At 40.6% G+C, this 19,829-nt stretch carries 12 protein-coding genes; 6 read left to right on the forward strand and 6 right to left on the reverse strand.

Features of this window, described 5'->3' with window-relative positions; all coding sequences use genetic code 11:
- The first annotated feature begins 1 nt into the window (after position 1).
- Positions 2-1,036, forward strand: coding sequence for a histidine kinase (locus HUJ21_RS04200; protein ID WP_291367603.1), 1,035 nt, complete (start codon positions 2-4; stop codon positions 1,034-1,036).
- A gap of 196 nt (positions 1,037-1,232) precedes the next feature.
- A complete protein-coding gene (locus tag HUJ21_RS04205) occupies positions 1,233-1,922 on the forward strand; it encodes a LytTR family DNA-binding domain-containing protein (protein ID WP_291367605.1) in 690 nt (229 codons plus the stop codon).
- A gap of 165 nt (positions 1,923-2,087) precedes the next feature.
- Here the strand turns inward: HUJ21_RS04205 and HUJ21_RS04210 are convergent, their stop codons facing one another.
- The 4 genes from HUJ21_RS04210 to HUJ21_RS04225 all read right to left on the reverse strand — a co-directional run bounded on the left by HUJ21_RS04210 (position 2,088) and on the right by HUJ21_RS04225 (position 10,035).
- Complete coding sequence (locus HUJ21_RS04210) at positions 2,088-4,202, reverse strand: cation:proton antiporter (protein WP_291367606.1); 2,115 nt, start codon at positions 4,200-4,202, stop codon at positions 2,088-2,090.
- Positions 4,203-5,536: 1,334 nt separating this feature from the next.
- Positions 5,537-6,580, reverse strand: a complete 1,044-nt coding sequence (locus HUJ21_RS04215) for an endonuclease/exonuclease/phosphatase family protein (protein WP_291367608.1) — start codon at positions 6,578-6,580, stop codon at positions 5,537-5,539.
- Between the two features lie 163 nt (positions 6,581-6,743).
- Positions 6,744-7,556 carry a DUF1080 domain-containing protein gene (locus tag HUJ21_RS04220; RefSeq protein ID WP_291367610.1) on the reverse strand — a complete coding sequence of 271 codons (813 nt, stop codon included), beginning with the start codon at positions 7,554-7,556 and terminating at the stop codon, positions 6,744-6,746.
- Between the two features lie 226 nt (positions 7,557-7,782).
- A complete protein-coding gene (locus tag HUJ21_RS04225) occupies positions 7,783-10,035 on the reverse strand; it encodes a SulP family inorganic anion transporter (RefSeq protein WP_291367612.1) in 2,253 nt (750 codons plus the stop codon).
- Positions 10,036-10,257: 222 nt separating this feature from the next.
- Between HUJ21_RS04225 and HUJ21_RS04230 the strand changes: the two genes are divergently transcribed.
- Entirely contained in the window at positions 10,258-11,544 is a 1,287-nt protein-coding gene (locus HUJ21_RS04230; protein WP_291367614.1) for a dienelactone hydrolase, read from the forward strand.
- Positions 11,545-11,644: 100 nt separating this feature from the next.
- Here the strand turns inward: HUJ21_RS04230 and HUJ21_RS04235 are convergent, their stop codons facing one another.
- Positions 11,645-15,109, reverse strand: a complete 3,465-nt coding sequence (locus tag HUJ21_RS04235; protein ID WP_291367616.1) for a PVC-type heme-binding CxxCH protein — start codon at positions 15,107-15,109, stop codon at positions 11,645-11,647.
- 38 nt (positions 15,110-15,147) lie between these two features.
- Entirely contained in the window at positions 15,148-16,326 is a 1,179-nt protein-coding gene (locus tag HUJ21_RS04240; RefSeq protein WP_291367618.1) for a GDSL-type esterase/lipase family protein, read from the reverse strand.
- Positions 16,327-16,871: 545 nt separating this feature from the next.
- On the opposite strand from HUJ21_RS04240, the gene HUJ21_RS04245 reads away from it, so the two are divergent.
- The 3 genes from HUJ21_RS04245 (at position 16,872) to HUJ21_RS04255 (ending at position 19,753) form a co-directional block, all read left to right on the forward strand.
- Positions 16,872-18,029, forward strand: coding sequence for a hypothetical protein (locus tag HUJ21_RS04245; RefSeq protein WP_291367620.1), 1,158 nt, complete (start codon positions 16,872-16,874; stop codon positions 18,027-18,029).
- 452 nt (positions 18,030-18,481) lie between these two features.
- Positions 18,482-19,123, forward strand: a complete 642-nt coding sequence (locus HUJ21_RS25065) for a DUF6629 family protein (RefSeq protein WP_366483626.1) — start codon at positions 18,482-18,484, stop codon at positions 19,121-19,123.
- Positions 19,124-19,222: 99 nt separating this feature from the next.
- Positions 19,223-19,753: an acyl-CoA thioesterase gene (locus HUJ21_RS04255; protein WP_291367624.1), complete on the forward strand. Its 531-nt coding sequence runs from the start codon at positions 19,223-19,225 to the stop codon at positions 19,751-19,753.
- The last annotated feature ends 76 nt before the right edge of the window (positions 19,754-19,829 follow it).

Raw genomic sequence — 19,829 nt, forward strand, 5'->3', positions numbered from 1 at the left:
CATGCGCAGTACCTTTTTACAGCATCATCCGGCAAAAGGAGAATTTTTATTCCAATGTATTCTCCATGCTTTGGTATTTAGTTTTTATACCATTGACAGGCATCACCCGGATGTATTGTATACCTTTGAATTCTATCACTTTCTGTTTTTCCTGAATTACACCTGGGCAAACTTGTTGATCAGCTATGTATTTCTGCCCAGGTATTTTTATCCCAAAAAATACCTTCAGTTTACTTTTGCAACTGTTTTGGTGGTTGCATTGGTTATTTTGGTAGAGGAGACTGTATTGGAACGCTGGTTTTTCCCGGATTCCAGAGGCACCAATTTTCCAGGTGTAATTTTCAGTTTGGGCCAGGTGTTGCCCATTCTGGCCATTCTTTCCGGGTTTAAATTTGCCTGGGATGCATTGCTCAAGCAGCGGCAGTTGGATGAATTAAAAGCTATGGTCAGGGAAAGTGAACTGGCTTTTTTAAAATCGCAGATCAATCCACATTTTTTATTCAATAACCTGAATAACTTGTATGCCTACTCAGTTGAAGGCTCTCCCAAGACCCCGGAAATTATTTTGGAATTGAGTGCTGTACTGAGGTACATGTTGTACGAATGCCGGGAAGCATCCGTACCTTTGTTAAAGGAAATCGAACACCTTCGAAATTTCAGCCAGTTATACGAATTGCAGATAGAAGATAGGGGAGAGGTATCCTTTCAGACCGGGAATATTCCTCCCGGCTTTCACATTGCCCCCCTGATTTTGACGGTCTTTATTGAGAATGCCTTTAAACACAGTCAGTCCGGGCAATCAGAAAAAATTGTTATAAAGATTTATTTGGAGGTAGACAAAAATGGATGGCTAAAGTTTACCTGCCATAACAATTACCTATTGGGACCAGAAAGCCATAATACCCCAAAAGGTATTGGGCTTGAAAATGTACGTAAAAGATTGAATTTATTGTACCCAGACAGCCATAACCTCACCATTAAGCAGTTGGATACTGAATACCGGGTTACTTTAACCCTACAGCTTAGAAAGCCTTGAAATCGAGGATAAGAGGAATGTCACACAGTGGGATGATGGTAAAGCATTAAGATGCTCCCGAAAGTCAGGATAGGTTATGACATTTGAAAAATAAATAATAAACAGATGAAATCGAGCATGACGAGAACGTCACACACTGAGATGATTATTAAGCATGCGAGATTCCATGTGACCATTAAGAAACAATTATAAACACATGAAATGCATCATTGTAGAAGACCAGCCCCCTGCCCAACGGATCTTAAAAAAGTATCTGGAGGAGTTGGGCTCCTGTACGCTTGCAGGCACCTTTAATGATCCTTTAAAAGCCCTTGCCTTTTTGCAGCAGGAGCCAGTTGATTTATTGTTTCTGGATATACACCTGCCAAAAATTTCAGGAATTGAGCTGTTGAAAAGTTTGCCCTATAAACCCAAGGTAATTCTTACCACAGCTTTTCCTGAATATGCCCTTGAAAGTTATGAGTTGGATGTGGTGGATTACCTGTTGAAACCTTTTTCCTTCCAACGTTTTGTCAAAGCCGTAGGCAAGGTACCCTTGCAGGAATATGCTCAGGATTCAAGGGTATATGATGTAAAAAAAGAATGTTTTATCAAAGTAGGTTACGACCATGTAAGGATTGCATTTGAGGATATCTTATACTTGATGGCTGATGGTGATTATTGTGAAATTATCCTGTGGGAAAAGAAATACCTTTCAGCTGAACCGCTGAAAAATTGGTTGGAAATCCTGGATGAAAAATTTTTCATTCGGGTACATAAATCATTCATTGTAAATAGCTCAAAAATCAATAAGGTGACCGGCAACCAGATTTATTTGGAAAATGGAAAAGTAATACCCTTGGGAAGGGCTTATAAAGAAGGGTTTGCGCAGCGTTTTTTAAACTAATTCAAGAGACGTTTGGATCAAAAACGAAAGTTGAACCCTGTGAAAATCGGGGTCTTGTAAAGTGTCAATTGGTGAAATCCCAGCCTTTAGGGTATATCCGTTTTTAAAGCCTGAATCCTATTATTAAATAAAAATCAAGTACTCCTGACCAACAATGGTTTAAAATCAATGGATTGTTGGTTCTTTATTTACCAGGGGATCATGACCCGTGGATAAACCCTCAAACTTCTCCATATCCGGTCCCGTTTCCGACTTTTTGGGATATATGATCAGGATGTTATTTTCAGGAATCAGACTCTCCATTTTTTCAGGAATATTTTCCATCATTGGGTGGTAGGAAGGGGATCCCTTTCTGGCAGCAATCAGGACTACCAACTCATCCATCCCCAATGATTGGGATTGGTTTTTGAAATATTCCCAATTAGTGATTGTATGGTTCCTTATTCTTGCGGCTACCATATGGGAGCGGCTTAAAAATCCCAATGCCTCAAGGGTAGATCCGGTGGAAAAAAACTCGATTTTTGCACTCAATTCTTCGGCAAGCCTGGCCAATTTCATAAACCACTGCGTAAACCCAAATTCTCTTTCTGCCCATTCGGGAACAAATACAGAAATGCTGCGGTGCAGCAGTAGTGGGCTTTCCAAATGGCAAATAAAAATAGTTCTATCAGTATTGGCGACTATGGCATCCATTTTCTGACCAAATATCTTTTGGATCAATCCGGATTTTCTGGGCCATCCAAGAACGATCGTGTCTGCCATTATTTCTCTGGATACCCTGGATATGCCACTGGCAGGATTAAGGTCCAGCGTTGTGATGATATTTACTTCCGTGTCGAAGGCTGCTGCATGATTCACAAAGGCTTCCAGCTTTTTTCTTGCTTTAATAAGGTTGATCTCCGCCTCTTCATTGTTTGAAACGACAGAGAGAATTGAAATGGGCCTTAACGATTTTTTGTCTTTGATAAAAATGGTGAATTCAAGGAGTTTTTCAATATTCTCAACATTGGCAAACGGCAATAATAGGGTTTCCTGCTTCTCAATTTGAAGTTTCAGTAAATCAGAATTATCATTCTCAGTTGCAATTATTAGCTTTCTTGCAGCCCTCTCGGTAACCAAAGAAGACACGAGGCAGGTAATTAGAATTAGAACGATCGTTCCATTTAATATGTTTTCATCTAAAATTTCCGCCCTGTATCCAACCAAAATTACGGCCAGTGTTGCAGCTGCATGACCCGAGCTCAAACCAAAAATCAACTGCCTTTGGCTTGGGCTATACTTCAAAATCCATTGGGTAAACCAGGCGGCAACCCATTTACCAAATAGGGCGACCAGGGAAAGGGTTCCGGCGATGATCAATGCCATTGGGCCGCTAAAAATTACCGTAATATCCACCAGCATCCCCACGCTAATTAAAAAGAAAGGAATAAAAAGGGAATTGCCGATAAATTCAATTCTGTTCATTAAGGCAGAAGAATGAGGTATCAATTTATTCAAGCCCAAGCCTGCTAAAAAAGCACCAATAATAGGCTCTACCCCGGCTATTTCGGCTAGAAATGCAGCTAAAAATACCATGGACAATACAAATATATAATGGGAGTGCTTTTCGCTTTCCAACTTTTTGAAGAACCATTTGGCTATTTTTGGCATCAGGATGAGCACAATGGTAGAAAAAATACCAAGGGAAATGCCCAGTTTCATCCAAAATCCCGAATCTAAAGTTCCCTCGCTTTTCCCTACGATAACAGCCAATATGATCAAAACAGCCGTATCAGTCAGGATGGTGCCGCCTACAGTAATGGCTACGGCTCTGTTTTTGGCTATCCCCAATGCACTTACAATAGGATAGGCAACCATGGTATGTGTAGCAAACATACTTGCAGTAAGAAAACTGGCATTAAAATCATATCCTAGGACATAATAACATACCGGAAAACCTATTCCTAAAGGAAATGCAAAAGTGAATAAACCAAATAGGAGGCTACCATTTCGGTTGGATTTGAATTCTTTGAGGTCCAATTCTATTCCGGCAATAAACATGATATAGAGTAGCCCAATAGTAGAAAATAATTCAATGGCTGAATTTTTTTCCAGCAAATTCAGTCCAAAGGGCCCGACCAATACGCCAGCCAGGATTAAACCAATAATTCCCGGGACATTAAATCGCCTTAAAAGTATGGGAGACAGAAGTATGATAAACAGGATTAAAGAAAATACCAGAATAGGGTTTGCCAGCGGCAAGGCAAATTCGTGTGAAAGGTGTTCCCAAAACTTTTCCATTTACCTAAAGGATGATTTTATGCAAAATAGCAAAATATACATAATTAATTTTTATATTTGAAGATAGGTTGATGAGAAATAAATGTAACTCCAAACTTTCTCAAAGTTTAGAACTTTGGAAAAGTTAAGCCCGGATTTCCAAATCGATCGCAACCAAAATTCCCCTTTTGAAGGGGGTAGAGCCTGTCCCGACCAAAGTCGGGAGGGGATTTTTTAGATAACCTATTAAATATCAATTCGTTATTTGTTACTTATTATACCGAGGCCGGGCATTGCTGTCACAGCGAAAATTTACTTTTTTAAAATGCAGAAATCGGGATGACGATTGGTGTTTTCAATTCATTGATTTACAGGTTTTTAACAAACAAGTCATCGGTAAATAGGCAAATCTAAGGTTCCAAGGGGGGAGGGAGATTTTTTACGAAAACTGAAAATCACCTGTAACTCCAAACTTTTCCAAAGTTTAGAACTTTGGAAAAGTTAAGCCCGGATTTCCAAATCGATCGAAACCAAAATTACCCTTTTGAAGGGGTAAGGGGGATTTTTTAGATAACCTCCTAAAAATCAATTCGTTATATGTTGCTTATTATACCGTGGCTGGGCATTGCTGTCACAGCGAAAATTTGCTTTTTTAAAAAATGTAGAAATAGGGATGACGATAGTTTTTTTACATTATATGGGAATATAAACTTCTCATTGTTTAATTGATATTGGTGAGTTGAAAGCTATTTATGGTATTTTATCTTGTTTATATTGTACTTTTTCCTTGATGAAAAAGTACCAAAAAATCAAGACAAAAAAATCCTTCCTCCCACAAGCCTCCTGCGCACCCCGGTTTTTTGTCGGGCCTGCGCTCTTTTCGTATTAAAATTTATCTCTTTTTTATTTAACAGATTTTTTAGGGTTTCTTTTTTATCAAAAATAACTGATTCAATGTCGTTACCGGTAGACTTAACATTTTAAAAAACGCATAAATAGGGATGACGATGTGGGTTTTCAACATATTAATTTTCAAACATTTAATATTTAATAAACACATCATCGGTAGGCTTTGAGGAGGGCATGGGGTGGAAACCATGGAAAACCCGACTGCCACACCATTGTTTACACAAAAAAGGGTTCTCGGTGAAGATATAGCCTGTTTTAAAAACATTCCTAAATCGAACTCACATGAACAAGAAAGATTAGGCATCAAAAAAGCTGGTTCTTACTACCGGAAAATGATTCACCTCCATATAATTTGAAGAGCTTTATAATCGAATATCAGTTTAATTAAAACATATTAGAAAGGTATTAGATTTCAAAAAGCAAATAGACGGATTAAATAGAGAGGCTTATTTGCCTTTTTCTATTTTTTCTTCCACTTCGGCATTTTCTTCCGCATCAGTATTTTCCACCTCCTCCGGGTCGGAGGCATCTGGCTCAAAAGTTAGGTCGATCCACATGGGAAAGTGATCTGAGCCTATTTCTTCCAATTTTTCAAAGGACACGAGTCCAAAATCATTGGAATAAAAAACATGATCCAGGGGATAGCGCATCAGGGGGATAAACACATTATAGGTATTGTAAAAGCCCCTTCCTTCTCTGGGGTCTACTAGTTGGCTATATTCCCTGAAAAGATGAGATGTTTGGGACCAGCCCACATCATTCAGATCTCCGGCAACAATAACAGGTTTGGGATCCTTTTTGATTTTCTTGCCAATGAGAAGCAATTCAGTATCTCTTTCATAAGTGTCAGAACCTGGTTTGGGAGGTTCAGGATGTACCCCATAAAAATCAAAAATACCTCCGGAAGGTAATTTGATCTGGGTGTGAAAGGAAGGAATGTTATTTTCTACCAGGTAATTTACTTTTGGGTTTATCAAGGGGAATTTTGATAGCAAAATCATGCCATAAGTATTGGAAAGGGGTTCCTTTATAGCGTGGGGGTAGGTCTCATCCAACTCAATTAAAGCTTTTGTCCAAATCAGGTTCGGTTCTGTTAATAAAACCAAATCTGGTTCCTTTTTCCTGATTAAAGAAAGTAACTTATCCCTATCGGTATTTTCCATGCGTACATTACTCATCAATAGGGTAAATTGATTATCACCCTCAGTCAGGGAAGCCGACTTGGCACTTACCTTTAAAAGGGGGGTAAATGGAGCAATCATCACCAGCTGATAGGATATGGCTGCCAGCAAAAGCGAAATAAAAGAATATTTAATTTTTGGTTTGTCTTTTAAAAATAAAAAGGCCAGTAACAGGATAAATAAAGCGAAAACTGTAATTTGAATCCTGGGAAAATCGAAAATGCGTATCCACCAGGTACCCGTGTCAATAACAGGTAAAGCCGTAATGACTATCGCAACTAATCCAGGAATATAGATGAAGTATTTCATTAAAAAGAAAATTTTGTTTCTCATTTTCTCTGGTATCAATTGGAAAGTAAAACCAGAGAAAATACTGAAAATTGACCTATTTTCTTTCTTAGATTGCAATTACCTTACCAATTTCACTTCATCAAGGCAAAATGGAAGGTTGATCCATTCGAAAAATGGAAGACTAATTTAACGGTTTAATGAGGATGTTTTTAAATTCCACACCTTGTCCTTCGGCTTGAAGACCTATATAACCTTCCTTAAGCATCTTGCCATCAATTTTAATGGCAGGATTGAAGCCGTTGGCAACCCCTCCGCCAATTTGTGGTTTGGTATATTCAAGGACGGTTTCTCCATTTACCTTGTGGATGACCAGGGAATCACCATATACGATTAGTTCAGCTTTTACCCATTCGTTCCATGGAATGGTGGGAGAGGAGGAGTTGATGCAATGCCTGGGATCCATTTCATCTTTGAAAAATACCTCCGTACCGGGAGAACACATGTTTCCGGTGGGTCGTGGGTTTCCATCTTCGGCATCTGCCAGCATTTGGAATTCCACAGATATGGGCCAATCCTGCTCTTTTAAAATGGTTTCCGGAGCCTGGGAATGAAACATCACTCCGCTGTTCCTGTAGGTATATGAAGGAGCATCTTCCATCCATTGATCGGTGAACCGGTAATCAAATTTAAGGTGGAAAGTTGAAAATGGTTTTTCGTAAAACAAATGCCCATAGCGTGCATCAAATGAGTCATAATCCTCATAATTAACCTGTATGGCCCCATCCACTACCCGAAAGGTATTGGCATAGTTTTCCCCGGTTTCGTGGTGGTGGAATTTTGGTGTCCAGCCTTCCAGATCTTTTCCATTAAACAGGGGTTTCCATTCTGCTAGTTGATTGTTATTATTGGCAACACCTGAAGCACATCCGTTTACCAGGGTAATAATACAACAAATGGTGTATAATCTTAAAACACCTTTAAATGACTGTTTCATCCGACACATGAATTATTAGGTTTAAATAGGATTCAGTTATTCTTTAAATTTCGAGTACCAGTTAATATTTTACCTGGATTTGCCATAATCGTGATTATTTTGGTAGAAAATTTGCAAAATTTTCCATAGTAATTAAACTGGTTAGGGTTGTTCGCCATACCTTTTTTAACCACTGCCTTTGCACTGTAGTTTTTTTACATTTCTTAAGACTTCTTTCCTTTCAGATTTAAACAAAACTTTCCTGATATAGGGGATAAAAGTCAATTTTCCCATTCTTTCTTTTAAAGAAAGCGGCTCCCAGACCGATTTTATTTTCCCCGATTTTTTTCTTAAGATAGGGATTTGACCTGATAATCTCTCTTTGGGAATAGTCCATATTCCATACCGAAATTTTATCAGACAGGGAATTAATGTCAAACTGGTGTAAATTTTCCGGAACAAAAACCCCCGCATCCAATGCAGGTTGCAATATTGGGCTTATGGGATCAGCGGGTTTGTCAAGGAGATTTTTTAGGGCATTTTTTATCAATTTATTGTTTGAATGACCCATAATTAAAATCAACCTCGCCCCCTGTTCCCTGCAGGAAATTTCTATGCTGTTGATCAAATGTGGATCCAGTAAGCTACCCGCAGCCTTCAATGGGATAAGGTCACCAATACCGGAATTCAATAACATATTTAAGGGTTCGCGCATATCAATACAGTTTACCACTATTGCCAGAGGATCAACTTTAATAAAATCTTTTAGCTCCTTGTTTTGAAACCTTCTGGAGACCAGGTTTCCATCTACATACCGCTTGTTGCCTTCCTCCAGGTAGTGGAGTATCTGGCCGGGAGTTTTCAGTTCATTTTTGTCAATGATTTCTTTTTTATCTACTACTACTTCATTTTTTGGCGAATAATTTTCCCTTAGTCCTGTAATAGTAATGTCAATTTGGTTTTCCTTGGCAAAAGTATTTTTGTAGTCATTAAAAATTTCCAAAATATCAGGTTCTATATAGGAAGAAAATGAGGCATCAATTACCACACGTGTCCCTTTGGGTAGGTTCCATAAAGTACGTTTGATGGCGGGTTTATTCAAAAAGGAAACTTCATTTGATAATTCAAGCCTAATGGTTTTCCTTTTGTTGTTGAAATTGGTTTCTTCCACATAAAATGGATTGTAGTAATTGCCTCTCAAAAGAAAAAATACGCTGGATGCAGAACCTATCAGTACACCAATCAGCACATCGGTCATCAATATGGCCATTACTGTCACTGCAAAAGGAACAAATTGGGACCATCCCTTATGGTACATCCTTGAAATGATAGTAAATGAAGTCAATTTATATCCTACCAGGAGTAATATAGCAGCTAGAGTAGCTAAAGGAATTAAATTGATTACAGAGCTTAGAAACAATACACTGATGGCCAGCAAAAAACCATGTATGATGGTAGACAGTTTTGTTTCTGCTCCCGCTTCAATATTTACTGAACTTCTTACAATGACAGAGGTGATGGGGATCCCTCCGACCAGGCCGGCGATGGTGTTTCCGACGCCCTGGGCTACCAATTCCTGATTAGGAGGACTTCTTCTTTTATGCGGATCCAGGTTATCGGTGGCTTCCAGGTTAAGTAAGGTTGCAATGGACCCAATTATAGCAATGGTAAAGGCATAGGTCCAAACCTGGAAATTGGTAATCGCCGAAAAATCAGGAAAAGTAAGGAAAGAGGAAATGTCATTAATTTCTGGAATACTGACCAGGTGAACTCCACTCAGGTAAAGTTCGGGAATGAAAAATTTGAAAAGTTGGTTTAATAAAACGCCTAAAATCACAACGAATAAGGAAGGAGGCAATAATTTTATTTTTTTTAAAGGTGTTCTGTCCCAAAAAACCATAACCAAAAGAGAAATCACCGACAATACAAGGGCTCCGGGGGCAAAAGAGGCTGCCAGTACAATAATTTTTTCTTTAACACCCGAAAAAAAATCCTGAGAATAATCTAGTATTCGGCTATCATCCATTTCAACTCCCAGAGCATATGGCAGTTGGGAAAAAATCAATATTAAACCAATGGCCGCCAGGAGACCTTTGATGATACTCGTTGGCATATAATCAGCGATCATTCCTGATTTCAGGAATCCTAGTATTATTTGTATCAATCCACCAAGAAAAAGCGCAAGTAAAAATATTTCAAAATCCTGCAGGGAATTAATCGCAACCAGTACCACCGCAGAAAGACTGGCGGCAGGTCCTGAAACACTTGTATGTGATTTACTCAATATGCCTATCACCAATCCCCCGATCATGCCGGATATCAAACCGGATATCAAAGGGGCACCACTGGCCAGAGCTATTCCCAGGCACAAAGGTAAGGCCACCAGGAAGACAACTATTCCAGCAGGAATATCCTTGCCCGGCTTGCTTAAAACCGAACGGCTGATGTCCTCAATTTGTGCTTTTTCGATTAAGTCCTTAAAAGGTTGGTTTTTACTCAAAATAGGAATTTTTAGTTTAAATAATTTGCTTAACAAACATAATCTTAATTTTCTGATTTTTTATTACCCTTTATCAGAATGACAGTTTTATGATCACTTCATGGAATTTCTAGTCTTCCTGGTACGATAAAATAATCATGGAATTTACTCCTCTCAAAGGGCAGGCAACAGAATAATTCCTACTTTTACCCTAGTTTTCATCCAATCAATTAAATAATGCCCATGAAACCGGTCAGAACTGTTTATACGCTTTTTGCTTGCTATTTTTGTTTTGCCATTGATGTCTTTCCACAGGAAGATATTTTTATCTTTGGTGACCCACTTCCTGATGCACCGGCTCTTTCCTACAGGGGAGATTATCAGGTAGGGGTGCGTACTTTTGATTTGACACATGAAAATCAGCCGGATATTCAAAATTTTGAAGAGAAGGAAGAGCCTGCCTACGACAGAACTTTAACCGTAGAAGTATGGTACCCTGCTCATCACAAGGACAATGCTGTACCGGTTCAATACAAGGATTACTTCGGCGCACCCAATGATGAAAAACGGCCATTGACACCTTTTACCTTTCCGGGCAGGGCAGTACGGGAGGCCGATCCTGAACGGAGTGAAAGTCCTTACCCTTTGGTCATCGTATCGCATGGATACCTGGGTTCCCGGTTTTTGATGACTTATCTGACAGAGAACCTGGCCTCAAAAGGATATGTAGTCGTTGCTATCCACCATACCGAATCCACCCATGAAAATCCCGGAAAGTTTGCCAGTACCCTTTATCACCGATCCAAAGACCAGCTTTTTGTGTTGGAAGAAATGGGCAGGCTTGGTAAAGAAAATGCTGACAACTTTTTAGCAGGATTGGTTGATGCCGACCAAACTGCATTGGTGGGTTACTCTATGGGGGGCTATGGGGTTTTGAATGCAGGCGGCGCTGGATATGCTCCCGGCTTCGTCAATGCTTTTGGACAAATGACAGCGGGAAGTCAAAAATTAACCGAACGAAGCCTTGCTGATCCGGAATACCAGAAATCTGTCGACCCAAGGATCAAGGCCATTGTGGCATTCGCACCCTGGGGAATGGCAAGAGGAGCCTGGGATGATGAAGGTCTTCAAAACCTGAAAATTCCCACCTTATTCATAGCGGGGGATCAGGATGATATTTCTGGTTATGAAAATGGGGTGAAGGCCATATTCGAAGGAGCAATAAACACCGAAAGATACATGCTTACTTACCTGAATGCCAGACATAATGTCGCCCCTAATCCTCCCTTATCTCCGGATCTTAACAAGGATGATTACATGCATTATGCAGAGCCTGTTTGGAATGAACGCAGGATCAATAATATCAATCAGCACTTCCTTACTGCTTTTCTGGACCTTCACCTGAAAGGCATGACTGAAAAGGCCAGGTACCTGGATTTACCGCAAAATTCCCTGGATGAAACCTGGGAAGGCTTTATCCCCAGAACCTCCATTGGTTTGGAATGGAGGCAGGAAAAACCGGGAATATAGGATTGGAATAATAGTATTCCAGGACTTGGCAATTGGGTATACAAATGCCTTTCTGTAACCCATTTATCCAGGCAATTTAAAGTAGGTTTTTCAATCCAACTTATAATCTGCTTTGCGCAGTTCCCTGATCCCTCACCTTTATCCGGAGGCTGGCGGGATCAAATTCAGTTAGATCTATTCCTACCTGTATCAGGTGCTTTCCTTTGGTTAGCTGGAGAAGTGCTGTTTTCTCCTGAATGGTGGCCATTTGATCAGCAGCCCGGACAGATAATCCTTGAGTTTCATTGAATTCCAATGCCACCTTTCCTTCATTTAATAATTCCAATTCAAACTGCAGCACGGCCATGTCGTTGCCGGATTCACTTTTAAGAACAGGCAATTCTGTAACCGGCAAGCTACCGGATACCCTACTGTATAGGTTAATGGTTTTCCCTTGGGATAATTTTCCCGAACCATCCATAGCCGTATCGAGGGCGGAAAATGCTTTCCAGCGCCTCACATAATTCGCAGTGGGTACCCTGAAATCTCCTGAAGTACCTAGTTTAGATAAATAACCTACCAAATCAATAAACTCCTGCCTTTCCAAACTTGCGGTTAATCCGGGAGGCATAAGAGAGCCTGAGACATTTTCCCTTCCAGCCACCTGGCTTTTGGGAATGGTAATTTCATTTCCAGCCATATCCCGCATGATCAGTTCGCTTGCCCCGTCACTGACCAGGTAGCCCATCATCAGGCTGCCATCCGTTTTATTTACCTCTTGAAGTTCATATCCTTCCTTAACTGATGCTGCCGGATCCAATAATGACGCTATGATATTGTCAATAGGAAGGCTGCTGCCCAAAGAACTTAAATCCGGACCCAGCTTACCCCCGGCACCGCCAAGAGCATGACAGCTTTGGCACATCAATGTTTTTCTGCGGTAAATGCTTTCACCCACAATGGGATCCGCTTTGGTTTTGACTTCCTGTGCCAGGGCATAAACCTGCTGGTTTGTCAGATCCTGAGACATCCGTTCGGGTGGTAAAATACCTCCTGATGCTTCAAGGGCTTTACGAAGATTTTGGGCCATGGTGCTGTTACGCCGGTGCCAGGGCAGGTATTGTTGCATGGCCTTTCTTCCGGTTTTGGCTACTGATTCCGGAATGCTTCCTTCCTCAAGATTTTGGAGCAATACGGCTGTACCTTTCTCAGTACTCAAAAAGGCCGCAAACATAGCCAAAACCTCAGTTTCTGCTAGTCCGCCCCGCCAAAGGCTCAATGATCCGGAAACCGCCTTTTCCGGATTGCTTCGTGCCAATTGGCTAAGTGCAAGTACCTGGCTTTCTTTATTTTTTGCGTTGGAAGCCAAATCCAGCAATATAAGGTCTCCTTTTTGGCTTTCCATGGAGGCCAATGCTTCTATTGCTGCCGCTTTTATTCTTTTGCTCCCTTGTAATGAAAAATCAAGCATTTGATTCAATTGTCCTTCAAGATTCCAAAGTCCGGAAAGTACCAATGCCTTTTCAAGAACTTCTTCCTCGGAGGAACTATAGAGTTGGGAAATCCGGTCCAATCGGGAATCTGGTTGAATCCCTCTTTGCTTTTTCATTTGGACCAATGCATCAAGCAATAAGATTTGAGAATTGGAAGCGGATAATGACTTTTGGAACAATTGCGCTGCGATGGATTGGTCTCCATTCCTGGCCAAAACCTGGATTACCTTTTGAATTTGGGCTTCCGGCACCTCATTGGCAATAAAAATAGGTGCCAACATGTCAGCACTTTCAGCATCATTGAGGGCTGACAGTGCAAAAACTGTTTTTCCCGGGCTTTCAAAATAGGACTTCTCAGCCATAAGCCTGGGCATCCAGAAATCCTTTAGTTTTCTGATGCTTTGCCAAAGTGCAAAATCCAGAAATTCGTTCATGGGTTGATCCAAAACATTCAGTGCCAATTTTGCTGCTTCGGGGCTGTTTATTTTACCCAGTGCAATGACGGCTTCCAACTTGACGTTGGGATCGCTGTCTGCAACAGCTTTTTCCAAAAATGCAGCGGTACCGGGAATATGGCCGATCCATTGGCTCAACACACGGACAGCAGCTGCCCTGGCTCCAGCCTGTTTTGCATTCAATAAGTCTTTTAACAGCTGTTCATTGACTTCTCCAATAGCCTGAAAAGTCCACAAAGCTTCTAATAGGTGTTGCTCCTGATTGACATCATTAGAATCCAGGCTTTGGGTGAATGCATTCAGGGAGGATATCACTTTACTCTTGTCTTTGGATTTTAACAATAGCTTTGCCTGAAGGCGGGTGTTGTTTTCAGCAGCCTTTAATGCAGCTACCAATTGGGAAACATCCATATTGTTCAGATTGGGACTTTTTACAAGAGGGCTGTCTTTGCGTGTTAACCGCCAGATCCTGCCATGTTCCTGGTCTCTTCTTGGATCGTGGAAATCAACCTCTCCGTGTTGAATAATTGGATTGTACCAGTCTGCAATATAAATGGCACCATCTGGGCCTACTAAAATATCCACCGGCCGGAATCCTATATGATCCGTCCACAAAAGGTCCTCAGCCTGTCGGGATATCATTCCGTTTGGGGTTTCTTCCAGTACAAAGCGGTTAACGCGGTTGGCTCTGAAGTCATTGGTAATCAGACTTCCCTGCCAGCTATCGGGCAAGTGTCTCCCGGAAACGATGTCCAGGCCACTGTGTTTGGGCTGACCCGGATTCAAACCTTTTAAAACTCGTTCAGCACCGGGAGCAGTTACAAATGTGGCTCCGGGAAAGGCATAATTGATGCCTTCCGTTCCAGCTCCGTCCGTTAAGAAGGCCTTGCCCCATTTGTCGAATTGTAAGCCCCAGGGGTTGATCAGACCTTTGGCAAAAACCTCCAGCTTTTTGGTTTGCGGGTTATACTGCCATACGCCGCCACCTTCCAATCTGCGAATGCCCCAGGGAGTTTCAACATGGCTGTAAATATAAATTGATTGGTTGAAATACATCAGGCCATCAGGTCCCCATCGAAAAGTATGAATAAGGTGATGGGTGTCTCCGGTTCCAAATCCAGTAAGAATTTTTTCCTTAACATCTGCCTTTCCGTCTCCATTGGTATCTTTTAAATGTAAAATTTCAGTGGAGTTGGCAACATATACCCCTCCATCTCCGGGAAGTATTCCGGTAGGAGTGATCAGGCCTTCTGCAAAAACCGTGGATTTATCCGATTTACCATCACCGTTGGTATCGTCCAGAACTATGATTTTATCGTTGGCTGTTTCCCCAGGACGAAGATGTGGATAGGCGGTACTGCTGACTACCCATAACCTGCCCTGAGCATCCCAGTTCATCTGTATGGGCTTGACCACATCAGGATCTGAGGCAAAGAGGTTGACTTCAAAGCCTTCTGCCACCTGAAACATTTCCTTTTGAAGTTGAGGATCAGGGGAGGGAATGTCCCGCAAGGCATTTTGTGCCTGAAGATGTATTCCGCAACAAAGTTCCAAAAGGGTTATAACCACGATTTTGGTGATGCCCTTAGACTTAATTTGGGAGAAGGTAAGGTATTGCATCGGATTACTTTTTTTCATTTTGAATGATCTTCAATACTTGATATTCGCAGCAGATTTCAGGGTAAACGGTGTAAGCTGAAGTGCAACACTCTCAGATTTTTACCTTGGTTGATCTTGCCATCCAGCCAAAAAATCAAGGCATCCAGAGATTCCAATCCAGCCTGGTGCCTTCCTTGTTCGTAGGAGCGGAAACCCAATATATAAGTTCTGTTTTGTGGTCGGTATTGCTGAAAATAAATCTGATCTTTTTCACGGATCAGGTTCAGCATTTGTTTTCCAGCAAGGGAAAAATCCATGGTAAGACCTTCTTTCCAGGTATTTTGATCGGCAACAGCCAGCAGCTTCCCCTCAAGAAATAGTTGGTAATAACCTTTTTTCAAACCTTGGATACTGATTTTAGGTCCCTTTAAATGATCCGTTAAGGAAAGTTCTGGCAGGCCGTTTCCATTTATTGTAAATTCCAGCTTTCCTGATTTAAAATCGGCATCCAATACCTTCGTTTCATTACCACTCGTTAATGATTTTTGCTGTATTTTGATCAGGATATCGGAGGACTTTAGATTCAAGCCCATTTTTTCTCCCATTGTTCGGGCCAGCAGCAGGTAGCCTTTTTGGTTCAGGTGAATTCCATTTGGCTCCCACAAATCAGATTGTTTTGCGCTTTCAAAAGTCTCAAAAATATCCAGAAATAACAGGTCTCTTTCTTTTGCGACCCTGGCCATGGTCTGGTTATAGGATTTGAGATCGCCGGCATAATCATTGGCAAATTTTGCTTCTTTATGCAGGAAATGGGGAATGGAGGAAACCAAAATAGCTTTGGTATTCATTGTTTCCAAAGAATCCAGTAAACGGTTTAATCCCTTTTCAAAATCACCGAGTTTTTCCTGACCTTTTTGCGCTTCAATGGCTCCGTAAGCAAGAAATGCCCAATCGGCCCGGTTTGATTTGATCTGATCAATCAATAAGTCAAAGGGGGAGGGAGGATTGGTATAATAACTCCTGGCATCACCAAAAACGGTATCACCGGACCAGCCGAGGTTTCGAAAGGAAAGGTGCTTTTCCGGATAATAGGAGCTGAGCAAATATTCCAAAAAGCCGTATTGTTGTTCGTTTTCCATTAAGGCATTGCCCAAATAAATCAACCTGTCGCCATCCTTGGGATCAAATTTTTGTTGGGAAAATACCGAGGAACTGTAGCACAGAAGAACAAAAAGAAAAATAATATTTGAATTCATGACCTTACAATCGGATATTGGTTAGGGTTTATTGGAATAATGATCACAATATAAAAAGTAAGCGTCGAATGGGGACAGAATAATTGAAAAATTCTATTACTGGCTGTATATTTAATATCAATGGTGTAGCCATCAACGGACGTTTGGAATAGCCGTGCGTTCTAAATGTTGAGCCTTTCAATGTGCCGGGTTATGCCGTCACTGCGAGACTTAACATTTTAAAAAAATGCAGAAATTGGGATGACGATATGGGTTTTTATCATGTTGATTTTCAACGGATTAACAAACACGTCATCGGTAGGGTGCGGTATTTGGCTAAAAAAATTAAGGCGCATTCCTTCGCACCCGTGGCAGTCTGAAGGGGGACGCATGCGACCTTTCGATCCTATTCCCATTTCCCGATGGACAGACGCCTTCGCTCCGGTTCAGATCCCTTCGCTGTGCTCGCGATGTCGGGTTTTTTGAATAGATGAAGTCCTGAGAAGTAAAATTCAGGAAAAAGTTGATATCTTAATTTTAAATTCTTAGTTTTAATAAAAAAACTGATGAATTATCGATACCTTCTTTTCCTGGCTTTCCTTTTTTCAGGTGTCTTCTCATGTAGCTCTTCCCGGGAAGAACTCAATGAGCAACCAGAAATGGAATTTGTCCTGGTAGATTCACTTGTATTTGATGAATTGCAGACACTAAGGATTTTGGATTACCATCCCGTCAAAGAAATTTTTTTGATGGTAACCCAGGGGCTGGAAGGCAGGTATTTTATTGTAAATAAAAATGGCGAAGTTCTGGCAGAGGAAATATTGAGCGAAGGTCCCAATGCCTTTGGGATGGTGCTTCACCGTGCGGGGTTTGTGGGTGATGAACTTATGTTTGTCAGTGATCAGGAAATTTTCATTTACGATTTGGCCTTGCAAAGGCAAAGGAATTTTTCTTTTGAGCAAGAAACTATGGTGAGGATGATTCATGCTCCACTGGACAATTTCAATTCCTTCAACATTGACAATGTTCCTCATGGTATAGCTAATCTCAGCGACCGGCTTTTGGATAAATATCCACTAGAATATTTTGACACCCTAAATTATTTTCATTTGGTAAATTCTGTCACTGGCGAAGTGGTAAAAGGAGGCAAAATAGACGAAAGCAGTATATTCAAACAAAATTATTTTTATCCCCGAAAAGATAAACCCATATTTTTTTCTGATATGCATTCCGGGGTATTGTCCTTAATTCTACCTGCCGATTCCATTGTATTCCAATTTGATAAAAACCTGGGGTTGGCCAATAAAATTAAACTGGAAAGACAGGAACCAGACCAACTTGCCCGAATACCTATGGAAGAAGCGGGTAGACAAGAGTTTGGAGCTGTTGGAAAAGACATTTCACTTGGAGGAAGTTTCACCCATATCGCCGGACATGGAGATGGGTTTATAGTGGAATATAAAACCGGGATTGATCCTGAAAAAAACCGTTCAGGCCTTAGCAGGGAGGATCTAGAAGCCAATATGGCTAGCAGAAAAACGTTTTATTTTCCGATAAAAGACGGTCAACAAATTGGGAAAGCTGTACCCTGGGAAAAGCCAGGAATCCTAAAATTGGGCTTGGGCAATGGCCGTTACCTTCATTATGCGGACCAGGCTGATATCCATAAGGAGGAGAAGGACTACCAGTGTTATTATATTTATGAGTTAAGAGAAAAGCCTTAATAGCCAATCTCAGTCTTTATGGTAAAAATTGTATCGAGGTCCAAATGATAACATTTTGATGGTGCTTTACTATAAAAACCTCAATTATTTATTACCTCTAAAAAGGAACCATTACGCTAAACGAATTTGATACCAGACTTAAAAAATTGGTCTGGACCGGCAGTTCGGAAGGGAATATTTATGTCCCGGAATTTATTCACTACCCTTTTCACCCTGCCTTAGGAAAGATTTTGGATAAATTTCCGGTAAAACCAATTCATAAGCAGAATAAAAGAAATACCTTGGAAAACAATTCCAATCCATTTAGAAATAATGGATGGAACAGAGATTTTATAGGAATTAAAATATTCAATTCCTATTAAACCATCTATTTTTTGAGCTTCATTTCAAAAATCACTTTGCATTTTTGATTTTTCTTAGCTCAAATCACCATTAAATCAAACGGCCGGCATATGTGTTTTTCAGCGGAAGCAAGTTTTGGAGCCAGTATTGTTTTGGGGACGATTGGTATAGCCACCATAAGGAAAACCCAAAATCCCCGATGCTTGCCCTTCTCAGTTATTCCATTATTGTTTGCCCTCCAACAGGTTTCTGAGGGAATGCTTTGGCTTGGATTGGGAGAACCCGAACATTCGAATTGGAGATTTTTCCCAACCTTGATTTTTTTGGGATTTTCTCAACTGCTATGGCCAATTTGGGTACCCCTTTCCATATTATCTCTTGAAAATAATAGAAGCCGAAGGAAGGCACTCTATGTACTTTTGTTAATAGGAATATCTGTTTCATGCTATTTTTTATATTGTATGATTGCTTTTGATTTTTCTGCAGAAATTCGCTCGGGACATATTAAATACAATCTGGATTTCCCAGTATTTTTGGAAAAATGGAGCGGAGCATTTTATTTTCTATCTATTGTCTTAAGTCCATTTATTGCAGCTAGAAAAGAGATAAGGTTCCTGGGATTGGCAGTACTTATATCCTTTTTAATCACCATGCTATTTTTTTCAGAATATTTAATTTCCATTTGGTGTTTTTTTGCAGCGTTACTGAGTATATTGGTTTTGGCAATTATTCTCAAAATCAGCAAGGAATGAGTTGTCCTCTATTTAAAATATGAGGTAATTTATGAATAGGGACTTATATTTGGATATTGCTTTATGCCCCAATCAATTTGTTTCCAAAATCACAACTTTATGAGGCCTGATCCTGATGCTAAACCAGCTAGTTTTTCCAGAGTAACCATTACCGAATTGATGATCCCTTCCTATGCAAATTTTGGTGGAAAAATTCATGGAGGAATATTACTTTCCCTGATGGACAAGGTGGCCTACGCTGCGGCCAGCAAGCACAGTGGTGCCTATTGTGTCACTGTCTCCGTAGATACAGTTGACTTCCTTCAGCCAGTAGAAGTGGGGGAGTTGGTGTCGTTAAAGGCTTCTGTCAATTATGTGGGAAACAGTTCCATGATCATTGGCATTAAAGTGATTTCGGAAAATGTGATGCAGGGAACAGTCAAGCACACCAATACCTGCTATTTCACCATGGTAGCCAAAGGGAAGGATGAAAAGCCCACCCAGGTGCCTAAATTAATATTGGAAAGCAAAACGGATGTAAGGCGATTTGTGGAAGCCATAAGAAGGAAAAAATACAAGCAGGAATACAGTTCCTTTTTAGAAAAGTTAAAAATCAGTTCTGGTAATGAAGATGATTCCAATATTCTGTAGAGGCAAAGATGTATTTTGCATACAAACCTGAAATGATCCCCAAATTAAAGAAAATACATTCACCAAATGGACCCTT

Source organism: Cyclobacterium sp., from assembly GCF_014762705.1.
Taxonomy (GTDB): Bacteria; Bacteroidota; Bacteroidia; order Cytophagales; family Cyclobacteriaceae; genus Cyclobacterium.